The sequence below is a fragment of the Staphylococcus pseudoxylosus genome (genome assembly GCF_044794325.1).
GTDB classification, from domain to species: Bacteria; Bacillota; Bacilli; order Staphylococcales; family Staphylococcaceae; genus Staphylococcus; species Staphylococcus pseudoxylosus.
Genome location: NZ_CP085024.1, coordinates 17,684 through 42,243, shown reverse-complemented (window position 1 = coordinate 42,243; position 24,560 = coordinate 17,684). Strand labels below are relative to the sequence as shown.

General features: G+C 33.8%; 18 protein-coding genes, 2 tRNA genes and 1 pseudogene. 3 read left to right on the top strand and 18 right to left on the bottom strand.

The annotated features are described in order from the left end of the window. Nucleotides 1-206: 206 nt before the first annotated feature. From hxlB to LG295_RS00160, 3 genes are all read right to left on the bottom strand, one after another. On the bottom strand, nt 207-755 hold the full coding sequence (gene hxlB, locus LG295_RS00170) for a 6-phospho-3-hexuloisomerase (RefSeq protein ID WP_002510765.1): 549 nt from the start codon (nt 753-755) through the stop codon (nt 207-209). A 2-nt stretch (nt 756-757) separates the two neighbouring features. Beyond that, nucleotides 758-1,390, bottom strand: a complete 633-nt coding sequence (gene hxlA / locus LG295_RS00165; RefSeq protein WP_222985195.1) for a 3-hexulose-6-phosphate synthase — start codon at nt 1,388-1,390, stop codon at nt 758-760. A gap of 291 nt (nt 1,391-1,681) precedes the next feature. Further along, on the bottom strand, nt 1,682-2,422 hold the full coding sequence (locus LG295_RS00160; RefSeq protein WP_002509534.1) for an SDR family oxidoreductase: 741 nt from the start codon (nt 2,420-2,422) through the stop codon (nt 1,682-1,684). Between the two features lie 445 nt (nt 2,423-2,867). Between LG295_RS00160 and LG295_RS00155 the strand changes: the two genes are divergently transcribed. Next, a complete protein-coding gene (locus LG295_RS00155) occupies nt 2,868-3,386 on the top strand; it encodes a type 1 glutamine amidotransferase domain-containing protein (RefSeq protein WP_325999229.1) in 519 nt (172 codons plus the stop codon). Nucleotides 3,387-3,598: 212 nt separating this feature from the next. On the opposite strand, the gene LG295_RS00150 is transcribed toward LG295_RS00155, so the two are convergent. Beyond that, nucleotides 3,599-4,453, bottom strand: a complete 855-nt coding sequence (locus LG295_RS00150) for an SDR family oxidoreductase (RefSeq protein WP_021459430.1) — start codon at nt 4,451-4,453, stop codon at nt 3,599-3,601. Nucleotides 4,454-5,198: 745 nt separating this feature from the next. Here LG295_RS00150 and LG295_RS00145 point away from each other — a divergent pair. After that, a pseudogene (locus LG295_RS00145) lies at nt 5,199-5,863 on the top strand (IS6 family transposase). A 183-nt stretch (nt 5,864-6,046) separates the two neighbouring features. On the opposite strand, the gene rlmH reads toward LG295_RS00145, so the two are convergent. The 10 genes from rlmH to LG295_RS00095 all read right to left on the bottom strand — a co-directional run bounded on the left by rlmH (nt 6,047) and on the right by LG295_RS00095 (nt 17,517). Further along, nucleotides 6,047-6,526 (bottom strand): 23S rRNA (pseudouridine(1915)-N(3))-methyltransferase RlmH, encoded by a 480-nt coding sequence (gene rlmH / locus LG295_RS00140; RefSeq protein ID WP_326000876.1) that lies wholly within the window; start codon nt 6,524-6,526, stop codon nt 6,047-6,049. A 912-nt stretch (nt 6,527-7,438) separates the two neighbouring features. Next, nucleotides 7,439-8,239 (bottom strand): MBL fold metallo-hydrolase, encoded by an 801-nt coding sequence (locus LG295_RS00135; RefSeq protein WP_026113541.1) that lies wholly within the window; start codon nt 8,237-8,239, stop codon nt 7,439-7,441. A 457-nt stretch (nt 8,240-8,696) separates the two neighbouring features. Beyond that, the gene (locus LG295_RS00130; protein WP_326018740.1) at nt 8,697-10,634 is read right to left on the bottom strand and encodes a right-handed parallel beta-helix repeat-containing protein; all 1,938 of its coding nucleotides are present in this window, start codon (nt 10,632-10,634) and stop codon (nt 8,697-8,699) included. Between the two features lie 14 nt (nt 10,635-10,648). Beyond that, the gene (locus tag LG295_RS00125; protein ID WP_241959654.1) at nt 10,649-12,088 is read right to left on the bottom strand and encodes an MFS transporter; all 1,440 of its coding nucleotides are present in this window, start codon (nt 12,086-12,088) and stop codon (nt 10,649-10,651) included. A gap of 198 nt (nt 12,089-12,286) precedes the next feature. Beyond that, complete coding sequence (locus tag LG295_RS00120) at nt 12,287-13,069, bottom strand: two-component system regulatory protein YycI (RefSeq protein WP_404476068.1); 783 nt, start codon at nt 13,067-13,069, stop codon at nt 12,287-12,289. Next, nucleotides 13,070-14,407, bottom strand: coding sequence for a two-component system activity regulator YycH (gene yycH / locus LG295_RS00115; protein ID WP_107557447.1), 1,338 nt, complete (start codon nt 14,405-14,407; stop codon nt 13,070-13,072). It abuts the gene before it with no gap. Continuing rightward, nucleotides 14,397-16,229, bottom strand: a complete 1,833-nt coding sequence (gene walK / locus LG295_RS00110; protein ID WP_107529974.1) for a cell wall metabolism sensor histidine kinase WalK — start codon at nt 16,227-16,229, stop codon at nt 14,397-14,399. Before walK ends, yycH begins: the two co-directional genes overlap by 11 nt. A 12-nt stretch (nt 16,230-16,241) precedes the next feature. Then, nucleotides 16,242-16,943, bottom strand: a complete 702-nt coding sequence (yycF, locus tag LG295_RS00105; RefSeq protein ID WP_017723692.1) for a response regulator YycF — start codon at nt 16,941-16,943, stop codon at nt 16,242-16,244. A 420-nt stretch (nt 16,944-17,363) separates the two neighbouring features. Further along, nucleotides 17,364-17,436: transfer RNA gene (locus LG295_RS00100), tRNA-Asp, on the bottom strand. A gap of 6 nt (nt 17,437-17,442) precedes the next feature. Beyond that, nucleotides 17,443-17,517, bottom strand: a tRNA-Glu gene (locus tag LG295_RS00095). A 307-nt stretch (nt 17,518-17,824) separates the two neighbouring features. Here LG295_RS00095 and LG295_RS00090 point away from each other — a divergent pair. Then, the gene (locus LG295_RS00090) at nt 17,825-19,042 is read left to right on the top strand and encodes a macrolide family glycosyltransferase (RefSeq protein WP_107529973.1); all 1,218 of its coding nucleotides are present in this window, start codon (nt 17,825-17,827) and stop codon (nt 19,040-19,042) included. A gap of 92 nt (nt 19,043-19,134) precedes the next feature. Here LG295_RS00090 and LG295_RS00085 read toward each other — a convergent pair whose 3' ends face one another. The 4 genes from LG295_RS00085 to LG295_RS00070 all read right to left on the bottom strand — a co-directional run bounded on the left by LG295_RS00085 (nt 19,135) and on the right by LG295_RS00070 (nt 24,550). Further along, entirely contained in the window at nt 19,135-20,418 is a 1,284-nt protein-coding gene (locus LG295_RS00085; protein ID WP_107529972.1) for an adenylosuccinate synthase, read from the bottom strand. 287 nt (nt 20,419-20,705) lie between these two features. Next, on the bottom strand, nt 20,706-22,109 hold the full coding sequence (gene dnaB, locus LG295_RS00080) for a replicative DNA helicase (protein ID WP_107529971.1): 1,404 nt from the start codon (nt 22,107-22,109) through the stop codon (nt 20,706-20,708). Between the two features lie 30 nt (nt 22,110-22,139). Further along, entirely contained in the window at nt 22,140-22,586 is a 447-nt protein-coding gene (gene rplI, locus LG295_RS00075) for a 50S ribosomal protein L9 (protein WP_017723688.1), read from the bottom strand. Then, nucleotides 22,583-24,550 carry a DHH family phosphoesterase gene (locus LG295_RS00070; RefSeq protein WP_107529970.1) on the bottom strand — a complete coding sequence of 656 codons (1,968 nt, stop codon included), beginning with the start codon at nt 24,548-24,550 and terminating at the stop codon, nt 22,583-22,585. The genes rplI and LG295_RS00070 overlap by 4 nt, the downstream gene beginning before the upstream one ends. Between the last annotated feature and the right edge of the window lie 10 nt (nt 24,551-24,560).

Genomic DNA, 24,560 nt, shown 5'->3' with positions numbered 1-24,560 from the left:
GATTGACTTTTTCTTTTGATGCAGTATCGTCAATGTAAATCTAAAAATTCTGGCTATAAATCTACATCACTTTTCAAAAATGTAGTAGTGATATTCAATACTAATTAATTTTATAACTACTAGGAAATATCTCAAGGCGTTTCTTTAAATTAAAAATACCCCACAAATAAATGTGGAGTATTAAAGTGAATCATCTTTTGTAGGTTTTATTCCAGATTAGCATGATTTTGCTGCATTGTTTCTTCATCAACGTTTATCTCAGTCATTAAATCTAAAACAATACTATCTAAAAACACTTGTGATGCTTGTTCAAATAAGCTACCTAGAGGTTGTGCTGAACCTTCAGCATCATATTTCGTTCCCGCCGGTAATTCAATCACTGCATTTGCAAGTTCACCAATCTTTGACGTTGGATTTGTTGACAATAATACAACTTCTGCACCTACAGCTTTAGCTTTATCTGCTAATAATCTTAAATGCTCTGTCGAACCTGAGCCAGAAAGGATAACAAGCAAATCTTTTTCGGTAATGGAAGGTGTAGTGGACTCACCAACTACATGTGCCCCCTTCCCAAGCTGATTCAATCTCATCGCAAAACTATTTGCTACAAAACCCGAACGTCCTTTTCCAGATACAAAAACTTGCTCTGCTTTAATAATTTGCTTTAAAAACGTTTCGGCTTCACTGTCTTTCACATGTGATAATGTGTTGTCTATTTCATCTAGTATTAAACGATAATTTGTGATTTCTGTCATCATTATTTTCCTTCAATCGCAGCTCTACATTGTTTAGCAGCTTCTACAGGGTCATCAGCATTTGCAATGCCGCCACCAACAATAATTAAATCAGGATTTTCTGAAACAATATCTTTAATTGTATCTGGTTTAATACCACCTGCGACTGCTACTTTAGAATTACTAATTACAGATTTAACTTTACGTAAACTTTCTAAAGGAGATTGACCTTCAGCTTGTAAGTCATAACCAGTATGAACAGCGATATAATCTGCGCCTAAATCATCTAAATCTTTCGCACGTTTTTCTAAATCTTGTACTGCAATCATATCTACTAATAATTGTTTGCCATGTTTATGTGCTTCATCAACTGCTGCTTTAATTGATGCATCTTCTGCAACGCCTAAAATTGTTACTATGTCTGCACCAAATTTAACTGCTTGGCTTACTTCGTAATCGGCAGCATCCATAATTTTTAAATCTGCTAATACTTTTACACCATCAATATTATCATTTAAATGTTGTACAGCTGGTAATCCTTCATTTATAACAATTGGTGTTCCAATTTCTACGATATCTACATAATCTTTAACTTTATTTGCTAATTCTGCAGCATCCTCTTTATTTAATAAATCAATTGCTAATTGTAATTCCATATGTTATTACCTCCTATATATCTTTTATATTATCATTATGGTATTATTTACGATAAATAACAATACTGACATTTTTGTCACTATATAAATTAAAGGTGTTTTGTTGTTAATTAAATATAATAATAAAGAATTTTATATACCCAAATATTTAGCTTTTCTATAATTGGTAGAAGATGAAAATCACTTTTATCTTCTATCTTTTGCAAATTAATCGTTTAAGATTAAGTGAATTATAAAATAATCTACTCAGCGTATTTTATTAAAATTAGTTACTAAATAAGAGATTCCAAATTATAAACTTTGGCTACTAGGACGAATGATAAATTCATTTACAGAAGATTCTTCCGGCTCATTAATTGCGTAATTAATAGCTCTAGCAATAGCATCTGGTTTAATTGCATTTTTATATAATTCATCTATATCTTGTTTCATATCTTTGTCACTAATATGATCTGTTAATTCAGTGCTTACAGCCCCCGGAGATAGAATTGTTGTTCTAATATTTGAACCCACTATAGCTTCTTCTTGTCTTAATCCCTCAGTTATCGCTCTCACTGCATATTTGGTACCACAATAAACAGCACTACCTGGGAAAACAACATGTCCCGCCACAGAAGCCAAATTAATAATATGGCCTGATTTTTGTTTTCTCATATAAGGTAATACTGCACCAATGCCGTATAATACACCTTTAATATTCACATCTATCATTTGATTCCATTCATCTTGCTTATTCTTTTCTAAAAAGGATTGAGGCATAAGACCCGCGTTATTAATTAAAACATCTATACGGCCAAAATCATTATAAGCTGTTTCAATTAATGCATTTACTTCATCGGGCTTTGTTACATCAGTTTTTTTAATACTTACACTATCATGACCTACTTTTTGTTGTATTTTTTCTAATCTATCTAAACGTCTCGCACCTAAAACAAGCTTGGCACCATTTTCAGATAACAAATTCACAGTTTCCTCACCAATACCACTAGATGCCCCTGTTATCACAACAACTTTATCTTTTACATTATTCATTTTCTTACCTCCTAAATTATTATAACTATATACTTCACTATTTTATTGTTATCGAAACCTCATTAATACTTTTTTCAAAATATTTCAATTTCAATCTAGTATAACGATAAAAAACTGTGTCTTTAAAAGCTGAAAGATTTTTTGAAACTTTTTATAAAGAGAGGATTGTATATTGATCAATTTTATACTTCTATACTATTAGAAAATATTCAATATAATAATCTAGCGTTATGCTCATAATCTATTTTTATTTTAAGCAAACACTATACTCAATTAATAATTTACTATGAAATTGTCTATAAAACTTATTCTAGGTTATCAAATACCATTAAGTGAATTACAAAACAAACTTCCTGATATCAATCAACCTATTATGTTTAAACTTCCTTTTTCTAGTGTATATAGTACTTAGGTTTTAAAGTATAATTGAAAGGTAGGTTGTATTATGACTAAAAAAGTAGCAATCATTTTAGCAGATGAATTTGAAGATATAGAACTGACTAGTCCAAAAGAAGCATTAGAAAATGCTGGATTTGAGACTGAAGTTATTGGAGATACAGCAAAACATGAACTTGTTGGCAAACATGGGGAGAAAGTAACTGTAGATGTTAGCATTGCAGATGCGAAACCAGAAAATTATGATGCATTATTAATTCCTGGCGGATTCTCACCCGATCATTTACGTGGTGATAAAGAAGGTCGCTATGGTACATTTACTAAGTATTTTACTCAAAATGATGTGCCTACGTTTGCGATTTGTCATGGTCCACTTCTACTAGTTGATACTGATGATTTAAAGGGCCGCACAATAACTGGCGTTATCAATGTACGTAAAGATTTATCTAATGCTGGTGCACACGTTGTTGATGAATCAGTTGTAATAGATAACAATATTGTAACGAGTCGTGTCCCAGACGACTTAGATGATTTCAATAGAGAAATTATTAAAAAATTAAAAGCATAATTTTGTAATATCAATCAGTATTTATTATCTAAGAGACTAACAGCAAAGTTTATAACTTTGTTGTTAGTCTCTTATTGTTCATTTTACACACTCATATTTAAAGCTTCAGTGAATTGTTGTAACTTTAAATAGTTGGATTCGCCCAACAGTTTCATCTTTATCGCTAGCACTCTAATAAGAACAGTTCAAAATCTAAACCTAAAGCGATTATACTATTTTAATAATCTATTTAGTGATTGTTGAATCGGTAATAACGAGTTTCCTATATATTTTTTTAAATCATCAGGTTCAATATCTAAACTTCCACTTTTTATAATTTCTTGTGCTGAAGCAAGAAAATCAGCTAAATCTTTAGGATATTCTGCGTTTTCCTGTAAGAATTTTGAAGCCGTGTTAACATCTGTATCAATAATCTCAAGACTTTTACCTGAAATTTTTTCTAACTCTTCTGCTAATTGGCGATATGTGATCAAATTTCCACCAATTTCAATAATATTAGGAAATTCATATTTCCCTGATACTGCATAAGCAGCTATTTGAGCATATTCTTCTTTCAATGCCCAACCGACTTTGCCTTCTCCACCTGAATGAACAAAGTTTCCGCTTTTTAAAGCAGCTGTAATTAACCCGTATTCATTTTCTAAATACCAGTTATTACGCAAAAATGTATAATTTATATCAGAATCTAAAATTAATTTTTCGGTATATTTATGATCCTCTGCTAACGGACTACTAGAAATATTAGCATTTCCAAAGCTTGTATAAGCAATATAAGAAACACCATTTGCTTTAGCTGCTTCTACAACATTTTTATGTTGCTTTTGACGTTGCCCAACTTCATTCCCTGAGATAAATAAAAGACGATCTATATCTTTGAAAGCTTTTGATAACGCTTCAAAATCATCATAATTTCCAAACCTTATATTAAATCCTTTTTCTTCCAATTGACTTGCTTTTTCTTTATTTCTTACTAAAGCGAAAATCTCATCTTGGGGAACTAATTTTTTCAAAAATTCAAGAGCATAATTACCCATACCACCTGTGGCACCTGTTATTAAAATATTCACAATATCAACCCTTTCTAATTAATTATTGAATATAAGTTGAATCATACACATTTTTTTGGAAAAGTACAGTTATCAGTTTATTAAAATAGTATTTTTAAGTAATAATTTTATTAAGTGATTAAAAAGTATAATGTCAAAACTTAACGATTTTTAAGCAATTTTTATCTTTTCTGGAACTATTTTCTATTCTGGCTCATATATGCGTTTTAAGAAACAAATGTAATTAAATAGGTTGAAAATTATATATTTTTAAAGGTTGCTTTAAATCAAATGTTAAAATGTATAATAAGGATATTGGATTACCACATGTAAATTTGTTTTTAGCACGACGTTTTTTAGGTGTGTAAGTATGCCTTTAGGTATAAAAATAAAAGGCAACCTAGAAAAAATAGATTGCCTTTTTCTTTCGATGCAGTATCGTCAATGTAAATCCAAAAATTATGGTTATAAATCTACATCACTTTTCAAAAATGTAACAACAATATTCAAGACAAATTAATTTTTATAACTGCTCGGAATATCTCGAGCCGTTTCTTTAACTTTAAAATAAAAAAATCGACGAAGGTCGATTATGATTTTTGCACCGTTTGGAACAAACGTGTAAGCGTCCTTTACAGGATTTAACTAAATTATAACGATGAATTTTAGACCTATAATGCAATAACAATTGGGTCTACCAGATTTACAAGGGTTCTGTTGCAAAGTTGAATTTATAGTATAATTTTAACAAAAAGGAGTCTTCTGTATGTACTATTTCAGATATAAACAATTCGATAAAGATGTTATAACTGTAGTCGTTGGCTACTACTTAAGATATGCATTAAGTTATCGTGATATATCTGAAATATTAAGGGAGCGTGGTGTTGATGTTCATCACTCAACCGTTTATCGTTGGGTTCAAGAATATGAACCTATTTTGTAACAAATTTGGAAGAAAAAGCATATTATAAGTGGCGTATTGATGAAACATATATCAAAATCAAAGGGCAATGGTGTTATTTGTATCGTGCCATTGATACAGAGGGTCATACATTAGATATTTGGTTACGTAAGAAACGGGATAGTCATTCAGCATATGCGTTTATTAAGCGCCTTATTAAACAATTTGGCACACCTCAAATGATAATTACAGATCAAGTACCTTCAACGAAGGTAGCCATAGCTAAAATAATGAAAGTGTTTAAGCTGATCCCTAATTGTCATTGCACATCTAAATATCTCAATAACCTCATTGAACAAGATCATCGTCATATTAAGCTGAGAAAGACAAGATATCAATGTCTCAATACAGCAAAAAATACACTCAAAGGCATTGAATGTATTTACGGATTATATAAAAAGAACCGTAGGTCTCTTCAGATCTACGGATTTTCACCATGCCACGAAATTAGTTACATGTTAGCCGGTTAAGCGAAGACTGACACAATAAAATGGTGATTAGCTATATTTTTCTAACTTTGCAACAGAACCAGTCAAATCATCTTCATTAGTGTAATTATCGAATGATTTATAACTAACATTTTCTAATTTATTTAACATAAAATCAATCCTTTTTATATTTAAAATATATTATACACAATCCGTTTTTTAGTTTTATTTATGATACGCTTCCCCACGCATAATCTTAAATGCACGGTAGATCTGCTCTATCAATATGACGCGCATCATTTGGTGTGGGAAGGTCATTTTACTGAAGGATAATGCATAATTGCTGCGGTCTAGCACGTCTTTATGTAAGCCGTTGGATCCACCAATAATAAAAGTAAAGTCACTTTGTCCTCTAGTCATTCGTCCTTCTATTTCTTTAGCTAATCCTTCAGACGTCAACATAGTGCCTTTGATTTCAAGTGTTATGACAGTTGACTGAGGTTTTACTTTTGCTAGTAAACGCTGGCCTTCTTTTTCCTTTACCTGTTCAACTTCTTTATCGCTCATATTTTCAGGTGCTTTTTCGTCGGGCACTTCTATAACTTCAATTTTGGAGTATGCTCCTAAACGTTTTTCATATTCTGCGATTGCTTGTTTCCAGTATTTTTCTTTTAATTTACCTACTGTTAGTATCGTAATCTTCATCATTGTCCTCCAAGTTCATAATAAACAATAGTTATTAGAGTTATCCACAAGTTGTACACTTATTCACACTATTCCCTCTTATTATAACAGGAATGTATATCATTATTTAATAATCTTTACGTTTTCTAAGCAAAAATACGTTAATAACATGTTGATTTGTGGATAACCCTGTGTACAATGTGGGTATTTCCTTGTTAATTGTGCACATCTCTGGATAACTATGGATAAAACAGTGGATAAGTTGATGGGCGTCTTACATACTTATTCACAAATTTTACGTTTTCTTCATGATTTTTACCTATAAAAAGCTTTTATTAGCTAAGTTATCCACTATTTATAATTATGCTCTAATTGTATATTGGTTTTCAATTAAGACACAGGGATGTATGACCAACGAATTTAGTAATACTATTCTTACAAATAATAAAAAACCAATATCTCAAATTGTGATATTGGTTAGATTATTACAATACAAATCAGCCTAATGATTTATCAATAATCACTAGTCTTCCTCAATTAATTTGTGAGTTTATTTATAGAATGCATCATTATTACGTAATACTTTATTAAAAAGAGGCTGCGCCTCAAACATCATATTAAATCTCAGCTAATTTATGAAAAGTCTCTGATTTTTTTAATTAAATGCCACTATAAAATTAAGTTAACGTTGGCTTATTTCCAATGCTTTACAATCCGCTAAACTTTTCAGTTACACTCTCTTCCTCTTTTGGATTACATTAGCCATTGGCTAATGCATTAAGAAGCCTGAGTCTCACATTAATTCGCTATTATTGATAATCTGTTAATGCGCAGTAGATGACTGGTTTCTAAATGCACCTTGTATAAGCTTTTTAGAAACCTAGTCATCCTTGCGAGGGCGGGACAACGAAATTTAAATTTCTGTCCCGCTCCTTATAACGTATATATCGGTGTAGCGTTGGCTTTGTCAGTATCGCACAACAATACTTCTTTTTGTGTGTCGATGTCGTGTTCATTTAGAACTTGTCCGACGCTCATGCGTGCTAAGTCTTTCATGTTATTATCTTGAGATAAGTGAGATAGGTAAATGCGTTTAGTGCTACCTGTGATGACGTCTGTCATTGCGTGTGCTGCATCTTCATTGGAAACGTGTCCCATGTCGCTCAAGATACGTTGTTTTGTCTTCCACGGATAACCACACATGCGTAGCATATCTACATCGTGGTTACTTTCAAAGACGAATGCGTCGCTGCCTTGAATCATACCTTTCATGCGATCTGAAACGTAACCTGTATCAGTTAAAATAGTAAACTTCTTATAGTTGTTATGGAATATATAAAATTGTGGATCGATGGCATCATGTGAAACGTTAAACGATTCGATGTCGAAGCCAGCTAATGATTTCGTTTCGTATGGATTAAAGATGAATTTTTGATCCATTGGAATTTTACTGTCTTTCTTTTCAATGGCTGACCATGTTTTTTCATTCGCATAAATAGGCAGGTTGTATTTACGTGCTAATACGCCTAATCCTTTAATATGGTCTGAATGTTCGTGAGTAACTAAAATACCGTTTAAGTCTTTAATTTGTTTATCAATTTGTCCAAAAAGTTCTTCCATTTTCTTCCCAGTTAAACCTGCGTCAACTAAGATACTGCCTTTATCATTTTCCACATAAGTGGCGTTTCCTGTACTACCACTCGCTAATACACTCATACGTATCAAGCGATTCACCCTTTCTAATCTGTAAACACTGTTTAGTAATATATTGTTATAGGGCAGACTTCGGTTTATGTGCCGTCAATATACCCTCTGTCTAAAATTTTCGTTGCTCTTGCTATTAGGAGCACTGCGCATAGCTAATGTCATATCATGCATACGACTGCAATCACAGAATTTTAAAAATCCTGTCGCATAATCTTACTCTCTCTTTTCCGCTTCAACTTATCGCGAATTTTACGCTTTTATTATACTACAGCGCTTTATTTTTTGCTTTTGTATAACGCTCATCAACAGTATTTAATTTTAACATACTTTATGGATATTTCATCTGAATAAAATTGGAAAGGTTTGTTAATCATTTTTCAATTTATAAAAATAAAAGATTCATCTCCTACGCAATGTAGAAAACAAATCTTTTACGTCATGCTATATAGTTATATAACTTTCTTATTTATTGAAATAAACGCTATTATTTTGCATCGTTTTTAGTCCAAATTTTCACTTTATTATTTCCAGTAGTTAGCGTTTGAAGTGGGCCTATCATAGACTCATTTTCTCTCAACTCATCATTTAAATCTGTGTTGAGTGTTAATGAATTACCATTTTCATCTTCATAGTCTGCATCAACAATACGTACTTTAGGTAATGTCTCGGTATCATGTACTTTTCCTTTAAATTCAATAAATGATTCTGGTACAGAGATATTTAAATATACATCATTACCTTCTTCAACTATTGATAAATCAGGGTTAACATTTTCATCTATAAAATTACGATCTTCTCTATTAAATTGATTCGCTTTATTAAAATATGCATTATCTTCAATATAGACTGGTTGTTTTATCTTATGGAATGATTCATGATCGCCTTCTTCTTTAGCAACCGCTTCTTTAAATTCTGATAGTGACGTGCTATAACCATTATAAATTTCAGTTCCTACATTAGATATACCTTCTTGTCCAATAAATATGTTGTTATAAAATCTATCATCGCCACCATAAACTGGTGCAAATCCTGCTATTAATGTACTGTGTGGCACATGGTATGGCGTTGCTCTATCCAACATTAACCTATGTACTATTTCGCCATTAATAATATTATTAACGTAAGCCCCACCTTGTGCATGGTTGTCTAAAGCATAATCCGCAGTTAGTATATTGTTATCTACAATATACGGACCGCTACTTACTTCTACGAACAAGTCTCTAGTATTATCGTTAAATATGTTCTTACTTATTCTTGTTCCTTGTGTCTGCCAATCAAACCACATACCTAGTGAACAATTATGAACATAATTGTTGTACACTTGTGTATCTATCGCAGCATGCAACTTGATACCTGCAATTTCATAACCAAAAAATTCTCTCTTATTACCTATATTATAAATATAGTTATTATATATTTTACTAAATGCGCTTCCTAAATGTCCTACTACTGCATTCTGTCCACAATCATGTATCACATTATTTCTAACAATATGCGATCCTATGGTTTCTTTATTCCAATCACTATTTACTGCTTTAAAGACGGTCTCTATTTGATATTGATAACCTGGTTTGTCTTTTCTATAAGTATTTAAATTGTCACCTGTTGAAATCTCTTTACCTATAGCAATCGCACTACACACGGCGTTATAAAGTGTATTATTTTCGATAATCCAGCCTTTACTCCAATGTGTATCAATCATGCCTGTTTGCGCTGCAGTTGGAGGTGACCATTGCGTTGCTACGTTGGCAATTTCAAAGTTTCTTATTGTAATATAATTTGTATGCATTTTGAAGGGACGAAATGCGCTTTTTCTAACATTTATTTCCGTTACTTCATTATTGGGGTTATAGTCATGAAAATTCACATATATCGTCGTTATATCTTTTTCTACTTTTGCGTACCAGACATAGACTGATAGGTCTTTATAATCATAAGTAACTTGTTTATTTGTCCAATGGTCTAGTGTTTCTTCAACCAATTTCGGATTAGCCAATTGTTCATATTCACTTACTTCAAAAAGTGATTGATCATTTAAATATACTTGTCCTAAACTCTTATCGTTATCGACTGCTAACCAATCGCCAAATAATTTTGTAGCAAATGGGTTAAAATCTTTAAATATCTTGTTATCTATTTCTACTTTCCATATACTGCCGTCGATTTGTTGCCATCCTGTTATTTCTTCAGAGCCTTTAATAATCACCTGTTCGTCCTTGGCTGCTTCAAATGAAATTCTTCTAGACTCGCTTAATCCTGTGTTTATATGTGTTATTTCTTCACGATATATCCCTTCATGCACAATGATACTGTCCCCAGGTTGTGCAACTGAAGCAGCTTTATCTATTGTTAAGAATGGTGATTCGACATTACCTAATCCACAATCTGAACCTTTTTTATCTACATGAATACAATTTGTCATAGTAATCCCTCATTTTATTTATATATTTGTTTGTCTCTCATTTCACCTACGTTATTTGTTCTAATTTGTTCTTTTATGTGTCTAATAAATTTTTCATAATTCAAAAATAAAGTGAATATGGTTACGATAGCTACTGCTAACAATGGAAAATAAATTTGCATGGATTTTATCGCAAAAATGGTACTTTGGGATTGAACTGAGGCTCCAGCAACATACCCACCTACGGATAGTGACCATCCAACAATTGCAGATTGCAAACCTGAACCAATCTTCATGCCAGCACTTGCTAAACTGAATATTGAGCCTTGTACTGGTACGCCCGTCTTCCAATAAATGATATCTCCAACATCTGCTACAATACCGCTTAATGCTGCTGTAAAAGGTACTAATCCTATTCCATGAATAATTAATCCAACGACTAAAAGTGTTAAGTTCTCTGAGAATATGCCCATCATAATATACGAAATAATAGATATAATTAATCCGATGATAATACTATTTTTGATACCTACTTTTTCGGCAAATTGAGGTGCTACTAATAATCCTAAAATGGTAGGTAATAGTGTCGCTATACTCATAATTGCCATTACATTTGCGTCATTAAAAATGTACGTTGCGTAATAAATTCTCATACTATTATCCGTTTGTCTCAAATACCACAATAAATATAAGACGATTGTGATCAGGAAATATTTTTCAGTTATTAAAGATTTAATAATTAAACTAAATGGAATACGCTTTGTTTTTTTAACTTCACGGTATTGCTTTTCGGCCACATTTCTTTCTTTTACAAAATAACCTGTAATCATTAATGGGATTGCACATAACAACGCGTATATAGCTGAAGTATATGTCCAACCTTGCTGATTATCGCCAAAACTTGTTACAAAATAGACTGTGAAAGTTGTTATACATAACACGCTTATATTAGAGAATATAAAGCGTATACTTCCTAGTGAAACTCTATCTTTTTCATCTTTAGTCATAAATGATACTAGTGATGAATAAGCAACATTATTCGCTGTATAAAAAATAACTGAAATCAAAAAATATACGATAAAAATATATGCAATTTGTCCTGTATAACTAAACGACGTTGGCACATTAAATAACATAAATGTTAAAACGCCCAATACAGGTGCTGTCCAAAAGACCCAAGGCTTGGCTTTCCCCATTTTAGTGTTTGTATTATCTATAATACTTCCCATAAAAATGTCTGAAAAACCATCTGCAAAACGACAAAAAAGTATAATAGTTCCAATAACTGAGCCTGCAATACCAACTACATCTGTCATGTAAATAATGATAAATGATGCGATAAAAGTCCAACTGTAATTAGCACCAAAATCCCCTACCCCAAATACAACTTTTTCAGAAGTGCGTAACTTGGTTGAACCATTAACTTGGCTTTCGTCAGCATAAGAACTATCATGCGTACCCGAAATTTTATCCATTAAATTCCCCCTTTGCTAGTTGGTTTGTTTTTTAAATTAACTAACTAGCTTAAGTGAAATATTACCATTGTAGTTTAATTTTGTAAACGCTTTCTTATTAATGTTTTATGTCTCTCTTCGAGAAATAAGTCGTTAGTTATTATTTGGGATAGAAAAAAACGCACATCTCTTTAAGAGACATGCGTTTGATTCGTTATATTATTCTTCAATTACTTTCGGGCTGTCTGAAACAGCTTCAACATAGTAAGTTTTAATCTTTTCTCCATGTTTTACTTTAATCTCCCAATTGGCTTCGAGTACTTGCACATTGGGTTCTTTCACAACCGTGTAGTAACCAAGTCTTGCGTTGGTAACTTCATCGTTGCGTTTAAGGTAACGGTTAAAGTAAAGGGCTTCTATTGCGCTTCTCGCCGTATTCACTTGTTTTTTCTCGTTGTTAGCACCTTCTGATGGTGTGATAGACTTCATTGCCGTTTGTTTATAGCTCGAAGCTTTACCATCATTATTTATATTAAATTCTAATCTCGCTTTGTTGTTATTCATTATTGGGTAATCTTCATAAGTTTGTTCAAACGTTACGTTTTTGTTGTCTATGTTACTCATTTCATAGTCTTTACCTTTATACACCTTATCTTTGACATATGTCTTTAAATCGGTGTATTGATCATTGCTGATGTCGATAGGACTACTGATATCACCTTTGGCCACGGCACCTGAGTCTTCACTCGATATATCAGAATGCGCTTTAGCATAGGATGAAAAATCAAATGAACGCGCGGTTAACAACTGCATTTTTAAATTTTTAACACTTGGGAGGTTGTCTGGAATTTTAATTTCTTCTTGTTTAAAATCCACAGCATTTTCAGCTTCACTATCATTGATATGGGACTTATTCACCTTATCTATATAGATAATGACCAAGCTAATGTTCACTAGAATAAAGACGAAAATAAATAAAGTTTTTGTAAGTTTCCAGTTCATTTATTCTAGCCCCCCATCGCTGTATGCACGCCATTCGCCATCATATTGTACATACCATTGTGGTTTGAATTCACTATTGCGTTGGATTTCAATATCGGTATTATCTGATTTGTTATCCATATTGTAGCCGATCGTCATGTTTGTTACTTCTTCAAAGTTAATCTCTGGATTGTTTGCTAACTCTGCACGTACAGTCTCAGCACCAGGAAGTTTAACCTCATCTTCACCACTATCAATCGTTACATTGGCTTTCAATAGTGCACGTGCATAACTAAAGACGCCTTTATCGCCCCATGATACTTTAATGTTATTAAGATCATCATTATTAAACGTTGGACGGCCGTTTAAGAACATTTGATATGTCAGTTCACCAGTCTTGTTATCCACATTGAATAACCTGAAATCATCTGTAAAGCCACCGTGATTGTTTATATAATCAAAGGTACTCGGTATGCTTTCTTTCATATTAGTAGAACGATTTTCATCTTCTGAGAGATTTGTATAGCGGTATTTTTCACTGTCATCGCTATAATTGGCAACGCCCGTATTATTATTATATGTTGCGTTACCGCTTTTCGAACTACGCACAACGACAGAGTCATTAAATAGTATTGCATTCATCGTATCTACACTAATGCGATTATAAATAGTGTGATACGATTTCAAGCCTTTAGGCGCTTTTGGTGCGAAAATATGTGTAGCCCTATCAATCGTATCTTTATTCGTAATAATCTCAGTATAAGGCTGCATATTTTTCTGTTGCTGCTTCATTACCTTTTCAAATTGGCTGAGTTTAGCAGACGTTGTCATACGTACAACGTTATGGCGATCTTTACTAATCGCATAGAGCTTCACTGTACCATCTTTATTATTGTCGACGATTAAGCGATCGAATTTAAAATTGTTTGGCACTTTAGCGTTAATATTCAAGGCTTGACCTAAATAAGTAGCTAATGGCATATCATACGTAAAATCCAATATTAAAAATTCATCACTAAGATCTGGGATAATTAAGTTATGGTTACTATGCATTTGCTCTGAACGTAATACACGATGATTCTTCAATGGCTTCAATGTTGCTTCTACATTACTTTTCGTCGCTTCCATACCTTCAGAATCTTCACCTTTAGAATGAATTACCTGATATGGTGTAACCACTTTATCCATTCCTTGATCTAATGGCTTCCCTATGGTCTTAGCTTCTGTTTCTTTATTATCTTGTTGCTTATCCACATTGGCTAAATCGGGTGAGAAATTCCAAGTCATATATGTTAAAACGGCACTCATTAATACAAGAAGGATAAGGATTATGGATTTGATTAACTCTTTACTCCGCATCCCAATCACCATCTTCTAAAACTTCACATGGAAGCGTAATAAAGATTGACGTGCCTTGTCCTTCTACACTGTTTGCCCATATACGGCCATTGTGAGCTTCTACAATTTCTTTAGAAATAGCTAATCCTAGACCTGTACCACCCATCTTACGTGTACGTGCTTTATCTACACGATAGAAGCGGTCAAAGATCTTATCTACTTTATTGATTGGAATACCAATACCATTATCTTTCACACGGATCGTCATACGATTATATAACGCATTCTGTTTCACGTGAAACTCAACACGTTTATCACCACGTGAATATTTCATCGCATTGGTAATAACGTTATCAAACACTTGTGTCATCTTATCTGGATCAATTTCAGTAAAGATCGTTTGTTTTGGAATTTCACGGATAAACGTCGTATCTTTCGCAGACATCTCGTGACGGTTAATGATTTTATTGATAAACATATTAAAGTCGACGATTTCTTTAGTAATTTGATCAGATTCGTTGTCCATCTTAGATAATTGTAGTAAATCGTTTACAAGACGAATCATACGTTCTGTTTCTTCACGTGTAACGGATAGGAATTGTGGTGCTAGGTCGTCATCTTTCCACGCGCCACCTTCTAATGCTTCGATATAACTGTTCATCGAAGTCAGTGGTGTACGTAATTCGTGAGACACGTTAGCCACGAATTCACGACGTTCTCGTTCAACTTGTTGTTGTTCAGTTACATCATGTAGCACGGCGATATAACCTGTGACAAAGCCAGTTTCTTGAACAATCGTACTAAAGTTAACTCGAACGATAATGCCTTCCGTCTCATTGATGTCTAACAAGAAACTATCGTTATTCTCTTGAATTTCATCTAATGAGAAATCTTCTTCAAGATTCAATACGTTAAGCATATAATCGCCAATAATATCTTCTTTCATTGTCCCCATCATCGTTAATGCCATGTCATTAACAATACGTATACGTCCGCGTCGATCTGTTGCGATAATACCATCACTCATGTGTGTGATAACGGAATCGAGACGCCGTTTTTCACTTTCGGTATTTGCCTGTGCTTCTTGTACACGTTTAGATAGGTTATTGAAGGCGAGTGCGAGCTCGCCAATTTCATCGTTACCATAAATTTTTACACGTTGCGTATAGTTACCTTTAGACATTTCTACGGTCTGGTTCCGCATGTCTGTAATGGGTTTCGTAATTGTACGTGCAATAAAGAACCCAAGGATTACCGTAATTAACAATGAAATCCCTGTACCAACGATGAAGATTTGGTTGATATTACTTAACTGGTTATATACATCGTTTATATCTGCTTCAATATAAACGTCACCAATCGTACCATCGTTAGATGTTTTAACAGGTAAGTTATATACCCAAACACGTTGTTTACCATTACCGTAATCTTTTAATACGGTATGGCTATTGATTTCACCTAGTGACAGTGCTTTTTGAATGGAATTATCATTGGCTCTTTGATTTATTAGACTACGCGTAGACTGCTTTGAAGTAGCCATGATAATCTGATCTTTATCAATAAAGCGAATTTCTTCTATTTCTTGTCTATTAGCATACTCATTCAATAAGTTTTGAACTTCTTTTTGAGCATTTACCGAATTATCTTCGTCGTAGACCTTTTCAATATTAATTTCTATTTGTTTCGCATATTGCGAAATATTATTTTTAAATGTTTGTGTTAACTCTTTTTCAAGGCTATTCGTGAAATATAAACCGATAATTTGCATACCGATTATAATCAGCAATACATAGACGATAACAAGTTTCGTGTGTAAGGATTGAAAATGTTTAAGCCATTTCATTTAACATGGCCTCTAATCATGTTGTTGGAGGAAATATCCAACACCACGGCGTGTCACTATATATTCTGGATGAGATGGATCATCCTCAATTTTTTCACGTAAGCGTCGAATTGTAACGTCTACAGTACGCACATCACCAAAATAGTCATAGCCCCAAACGGTTTGTAATAAATGTTCGCGTGTCATGACTTGCCCCATATGTTTAGATAAATAATGGAATAGTTCGAATTCACGGTGTGTTAATTCGATGTCACCGCCACGTTTTTTAATAGAGTAAGCATCTGGATAGATAACGATATCTTTAATAGTAATTTCATTAGATTCGTCGTTAATTTCTTGTGCTGGTTGTGAATAATGACGACGTAAATTTGCTTTCACACGTGCGATTAATTCACGTGTGCTAAATGGTTTCGTTACATAGTCATCGGCACCTAGCTCAAGACCTAATACTTTATCTATTTCTGAATCTTTTGCAGTTAACATAATGATTGGCATTTCATATTTTTTACGTACTTCACGGCAGACTTCCATGCCATCACGACCAGGTAACATGATATCTAACAACACGATATCTGGCTCTTCATCATATATTAAATCTACTGCATCATTTCCATCATAGGCACAAAATACTTCGTATCCTTCTTTTTTTAAATTAAATTCTAAAATGTCAGCAATTGGTTTTTCATCATCGACTACAACAACTTTTCTAGCCATATTTTATAAACCTCATTTCTATATTGTAGTACATTTACATTAAATTCTACGCATATCTCTATAATATAATTTACCATTTATGGCACTTCAATTCTATTTTTCTAAATAGAAAATTAAAATTGTATATTGTAAAATTATAACATTGTTGCTATAAAATGGGTACTCTTCGAGTCATGAATAGATATTTCCAGTCTAAACAATATTGCGTTTACGTTCGAATTAATTGCTTACACAATTTACTTACGAAATAAAAATCTACTTTCCTTCTATATTTAATACTTATAAATTCTTTTTATCCTGATGTAACTACCAAAATATTATACTTGCTAGATTAGCAATTTATACTGAAGTCTAATCTAATCAAGTAGTAATTAAAAAATAGATACAAAAAAATGCCCATCCTGTTGGATGGGCATTATACGGTCTCGACGGGAATCGAACCCGCGATCTCCTGCGTGACAGGCAGGCGTGTTAACCGCTACACTACGAGACCTAAAAATGGTGACTCCTACGGGACTCGAACCCGTGTTACCGCCGTGAAAGGGCGGTGTCTTAACCGCTTGACCAAGGAGCCTCTCTTAAGCACAAAATAAATTATACCAACTCTTTCATAGGATGACAAGCTCTTTTTTAAATTAAATTAGTATAATTTTCTATCTTAATGGTATAATGTATAGCTTTTTTACCAATACCTATAAAAAACTATAAAAATATGATGAAAGCCCGACAAAATCGCACTCAAACTTTAAGGATCACTACTAAAATACCAATAACAATGCATCAAACTTTAATATTAAACCTATTTATTAAATTTGAAATATTTTAGGTTTTCTATGTATTTTGATAAAATAATTAAATAATACATATGAGGAGGCACTCAATTGGCAAAAGTACTATTTATTAACCCAGGTTCTGCAGGACATGTAAATCCAACAGTAGCCGTTTGTAAAACATTAGTAGAGAAAGGCGAGGAAGTTGTATATTACGCAACTGATAAATTCACAGATAGGCTTCAGGATATTGGCGTAGAAATACGTACATTCAATTCAGATGATATGATGGCTCATTTTTCGACTTATGGACGTGATAATCTCTTTAATGTCATGAATGGCTTGTTAAATACTACAGATCTGTTCTTACCAAAAATATTAAAAGAAATCGAAGATGAACACTATGACTATATGATTTATGATTCTATGTTTGGATGCGGCTATATGTTGGCTCAAAAATTAGGTATTCCTGCTATTTCTTCTATTACAACATTTGCACACACTAAAGATTCATTTGAGCAATTCACAAATCAATTGAACGTAAATTTAAGCGATGAAGCAAAAGATGAAGCTGACAAAGCGTTTACTACTTTAAAGACACGTTTAGAACAAACTTATGATATTTCAATTCCATCAAGATTTGAAGTGATGAATAATCCAGGCGACTTAAATATTTCATACGTCATGCGAAACTTCCAAATTAACTCTGATACGTTTGACAGTAATCGCTATTTCTTTGCTGGACCGTCCGTCATCATGCCACAGCCTTCGGACTTCATGGCAGAAATTGATCAGTCTAAACCAATTATCTACATTTCTTTAGGTACTGTTTTTAATGAAAATATCCCGTTTTTCAATAAGTGTTTTAAAGCATTGGCTGATGTTGACGCCACAGTTGTAGTTTCTATTGGAGAAACGAATCGTATAGAGGATTTTGATGAAGTGCCTTCCAACTTTATTATAAAGTCATTTGTACCTCAAACTGAATTACTCCAATACACTTCATTATTCTTGACACATGCAGGTATGAATAGTGCAAATGAAGCAATTATGATGGGCGTACCGATGCTAGCTTTTCCACAAAATGCAGACCAACCCGTTGTAGCACAACAAATAGAAGATTTAAATATCGGGCAACAATTAAATTCCGAAACTTTTACTGTAGAACAATTGAAACAAACCGTATTAACAATGCTTAATCATTTAGAAGAATACCAAAACAATATAGATATGATTAAAGACCCTTCACATAGTGAACAATACGGTTATGAATTAGCCACGAATAAAATTTTAGAGTTTCGTGACGCGCATTGCATAATGCAAAAATAAATATATACAAAAAACCTTGTAGCCAAATCATTTTTTACAAAATGAATGACTACAAGGTTTTCTTTTAACAGAAGTTCACTGGCACTATTTACTTACCATAATGAACTTAATAAGTTTGTTTGATTACGGTCTGGACCTACTGAGAAGATAGAAATCTTAACATCACTTAATTCAGAGATACGCTCTAAATATCTACGTGCGTTATCAGGCAATTCATCTAATGAACGACAACCTGTTACATCTTCTGTCCAACCAGGCAATGTTTCAAAAATTGGCTTACAACGTTGTAAGTCTTTCAAGTTTGCTGGATATTCAGTGATTTCTTTACCGTCTAACTCATAAGCAGTACAGATTTTAACTTCTTTTAGACCTGTTAACACATCAATAGAGTTGATTGATAAGTCTGTAATACCACTCGCACGGCGAGAGTGACGTAATACAACTGAATCGAACCAACCTACGCGGCGTGGACGACCTGTAGTTGTACCGTATTCACGGCCTACTTCACGGATATGGTGTCCGTCATCATCAAATAGTTCAGTTGGGAATGGACCATCGCCTACACGTGATGTATATGCTTTACATACACCAATCACTTTAGATACGAATGTTGGACCTACACCGCCACCAACAGTAACATTACCTGCAACTGGGTTACTTGAAGTAACAAATGGGTATGTTCCATGATCGATGTCTAACATTACACCTTGCGCGCCTTCAAATAATACTTTTTCTTCTGCTACGAATGCATCGTCTAAAACTTTTGCAGTGTCAGTAACGAATGGAGCTAAACGTTGGCCGGCTGCATAATAAGCTTCAAAAATTTCATCAAATGTTGGACATGGTTTACCAAACATGCCTTCGAAGTATGCACCTTTGTACTCAATATTATCTTTTAATAATCTTTCGAATGTTTCTTTGTCTAATAAATCGGCAACACGAATTCCAATACGTTGTGCTTTATCTACGTAAGCAGGGCCAATCCCTTTTTTCGTTGTACCAATTTTATTATCTCCACGACGTTCTTCTTCATATTCATCTTGTTTAATATGATAAGGTAAAATAACTTGTGCTCGGTTTGAAATACGTAAGTTATCTGTTGAAATACCTCTTTCATTTAAAGCGTCTAATTCTTTTAATAGTGCCACTGGATCTACAACGACACCGTTACCAATCACTGCTAATTTTTCTTTATAAAAAATACCAGATGGTACTAAGTGTAATTTATATGTTTCTCCGCCAAATTTAATAGTATGACCTGCATTATTACCGCCTGAAAAACGTGCAATAACATCTGCTTGTTCTGCTAAGAAATCTGTGATTTTACCTTTGCCTTCGTCTCCCCATTGTGTCCCAACTACTACTATTGATGACATATGAGCACCTCCAAGTTTTCTCGATTAACCATTACGTATTTTACCAATACACAGGATAGATTGCAAACCAAAAATCGAACATTGATTTTCAATGATTCTCTCTACTCAACAAAAAATATCAACTAACTTGTATGCAGCTTTAGGCTAGTGATATCAAGGTCTTATCGGACTAATTTGTAAAACAAGGACACATACTTACTTATAAATCTATGAACCAAACACAAACAAAAACCGTACAATAAAACTTCAAATCGATTTATCATACGGAAAATATTTTTTATTATTTTTTAACCCATTTCAGCATGTGCATAGTCTATATCTGTAAATTTGTTATATTGTTTCATAAAGTGCAGCTTCACTGTTCCTGTAGGGCCATTACGTTGCTTAGCGATAATAATTTCAATTTCCCCATTTTCATCATTTGTTTGAGGTTCGAAATTAGTATCATCATCATCGTCTTCTTCGTCTTCGCCACGATTATAATAATCATCGCGGTATAAGAAAGCGATGATATCGGCATCTTGCTCGATAGAACCTGACTCACGAATATCACTCATCATCGGACGTTTATCTTGACGCTGCTCAACGCCACGTGATAGCTGACTCAGTGCAATAACAGGACATTCTAGCTCTCTAGCAATAGCCTTTAATGTACGTGAAATCTCAGAAACTTCTTGTTGTCTGTTATCTGAAAAACGTGAGCCACTACCTGAAATTAATTGTAAGTAATCAATAACAACCATATCTAATCCGTGCTCTTGTTTTAAACGACGGCATTTAGAACGAATGTCTGTAATCCGAATACCTGGTGTGTCATCGATAAATATCTTAGTACGGGACAGTTTGCCGACTGCTATAGTAAATCTATTCCAGTCTTCTTCAGTCATCATACCAGTTCTCAGGCGGTTTGAGTCCACGTTTCCTGAACTACAAATCATACGTGTTGCAAGTTGATCTGCACCCATCTCTAGCGAGAATATACCTACTGAAAAATGATCTTCATGTGTTGCAACTTTTTGCGCAATATTAAGTGCGAAGGCAGTCTTACCTACCGAAGGACGTGCTGCTAAAATGATTAAATCATTACGGTTAAACCCTGCTGTCATCTGGTCTAAATCTCTGTAGCCCGTTGGAATACCTGGAGTTTGACCACTGTTTTGATCTAATAGTTCTGCATTCTCATATACTTCACCAAGTACATCTCGAATATCCTTAAATCCATCACTTTCACGTGAGGATGATAATTCTAATATACGACGTTCAGCGTCGTTAAGTATCGTATCTAGTTCCAGCTCATCATTATAACCATCATTCGCAATACTATCTGCAGTTTGTATTAATTTACGTTTAGTTGCATGCTTAAAAACAATCTCAGTATAGTATTGGATATTACGTGTTGTCGGCACATTACTTGATAATTCTGCAAGATATTGAGGACCACCCGCTTCATTCAATCGACCCTCTTGTGTCAACTGATCCATAATGGTTACCACATCAATATCTCTATTATCTTCATTGAGGTTCATCATTGCTCTAAAGATGTGTTGATGTGCACCTCTATAAAATGACTCAGGAAGCAATACTTCCTGAGTTGTGTTGATTAATTCTGGATCTATGATAATGGCACCTAAGACAGACTGTTCAGCCTCATTACTGTGTGGCATTTGATTTTGTTCATACATTCCATCCATTGTGATTACACCTCATATCTCAATCCACTATTATTGTTCAACTGTGTGTACACGGATTGTACCTTCAACTTCTTTATCTAGTTTAACTGGTACGTTAGTGTAACCTAATGCATGGATACCGTTTGGTAAATCCATTTTACGTTTATCAATTTTAATGTTGTGTTGTTCTTGTAATGCTTGCGTGATTTGTTTCGTACTTACTGAACCAAACAATTTACCACCTTCGCCTGTTTTAGCAGACACTTCGACTTCAATTTCACTTAATTGTGCTTTTAATTGTTTAGCATCTTCAATTTCTTGTTGACGCTCTGCTTCAGCAGCTTTATTTTTTTGTTCTAATTGTTTTAAATTACCAGGCGTTGCTTCTATTGCATAATTTTTCTTTAATAAGAAGTTATTTGCATAACCTACTGGTACGTCTTTAACCTCACCTTTTTTACCTTTACCTTTTACATCTTGTGTGAATATTACTTTCATGCATTTTCACTCCTACTCATTTGTTCTGTTATAGCTTGTTGTAATTGTTCTATTGCTTCATCCACTGTTACATCTTTTAACTGTGTGGCTGCATTAGTTAAATGACCACCACCGCCAAGTGCTTCCATTGTTAATTGCACATTGACAGCACCAAGTGAGCGGGCAGACATACCTATTACATTTTCTTCTCTTCTTGCAATTACGTACGAAGCCTCTACACCATCTAAACTTAACAGTTCATCGGCAGCTTGTGCAACTGTAACAGGATGATAAATTTTATCATTCGAACCGTGTGCAATAGCCACACCATTTTCTTGTAATTTTACTGTTTGAATCAACTCGGTACGATTGATATACGTATCAAGATCGTCTTTCAAGAAATGTTGTGTCAATATTGTATCTGCACCGTGTGCACGTAAGTAACTTGCAGCATCGAAGGTTCTAGAACCTGTTCGTAGCGTAAAGTTACGCGTATCTACAATAATACCTGCAAACATTACTGTCGATTCTAAACGCGTTAATCGTTGTTCTGTCGGTTGATACTCAAGTAGTTCTGTCACAAGTTCTGCAGTTGAACTTGCATATGGTTCCATATAAACAAGCAATGGACTCGAAATAAAGCTTTCTCCACGTCTATGATGGTCAATAACCACTTTACGGTTAGCTTTATTTAAAATGTTCTCATCGATAACCATTTCAGGTTTATGCGTATCTACAATGACTAATGTTGTCTTAGATGTCATAATATCCCATGCTTCATCCGATGTGATAAAACGGTCTTTTAATTCTGGTTTTTCATTTACTGCATCCATAACACGTCGTAATGTTGGATCAATGTCAGAATCATTTAAGACGATATACGCATCTAGGTTATTCATCATTGCAAAACGTGACACACCAATTGCACCACCGATGGCATCTAAGTCAGGGCGTTTATGTCCCATGATGATAACTTTGTCGCCTTCCATCAGAATATCTTTAAGCGCATGTGATATAACACGTGCTCTAACACGTGTACGTTTTTCCATTGGGTCAGTCTTACCGCCATAGAAACGTACATTGCCGTTCATATGCTTGATAGCAACCTGGTCACCACCACGTCCTAGTGCTAAGTCTAGGCCTGATTGTGATAGTTCCCCTAAATCTATTAAATCTTCAGATCCTTCACCGACACCGATACTTAAAGTTAGTTGTGCACGGTAACCGACACTCTTTTCACGCAACTGACTTAAAATACTAAAGTTTGTTGCTTCTATGTTGTTTAATATATCTTGATTTAAATAAGCAACAAATTGATCTGAGCTGTAACGTTTGAAATAAATGTTATGCTCACTAGCCCATCTACTAATCACACGTGTAACCATCGAGTTAATCTCTGATTTTTGTGTGTCATTCATATTTTGCGTAATCTCGTCATAATTATCTAAGAACAATGTAGCAATAATCGGTTTAGAGTCTTCATATAGCTTATTTGTCTGTACTTCTTCAGTAATATCAAAGAAATACAATACATGTTCTTTTTCAGAATAACGTACGCGATAGTGGTACTCATTTTCAGAAATCTCAACTTCTTGTGTTTTTTCTAATTGCTTTAAGATATTAGGATATACTTCATTAACTGGATCGGAAATTACATTACGCGTTAAGCGTTCCGACATAAATTTGTTCATCCACTCTATGTTTTCATTTTCATCTAAGATAATCATACCGATTGGCAAATTTTTAATTGCGATATTATTGCCTGCCGAAATATGGCCACTTAGATTATCAACATAGCTATCTAGTTTCTGTAAAGCTCGTCTTACCATTATTGCTGTCCCTACAATAATAATCACTAATACAACTGTCGCTATGCCTGCAATGAGCTGGTTAAAAACAAACCAAACTACGACAAGTGCAATTGCTGTGAACGCCATAATAATAAATGGTAAAACTAACGCTTTTTTAGTGGATTGACGGTTCATTCTTCCACCT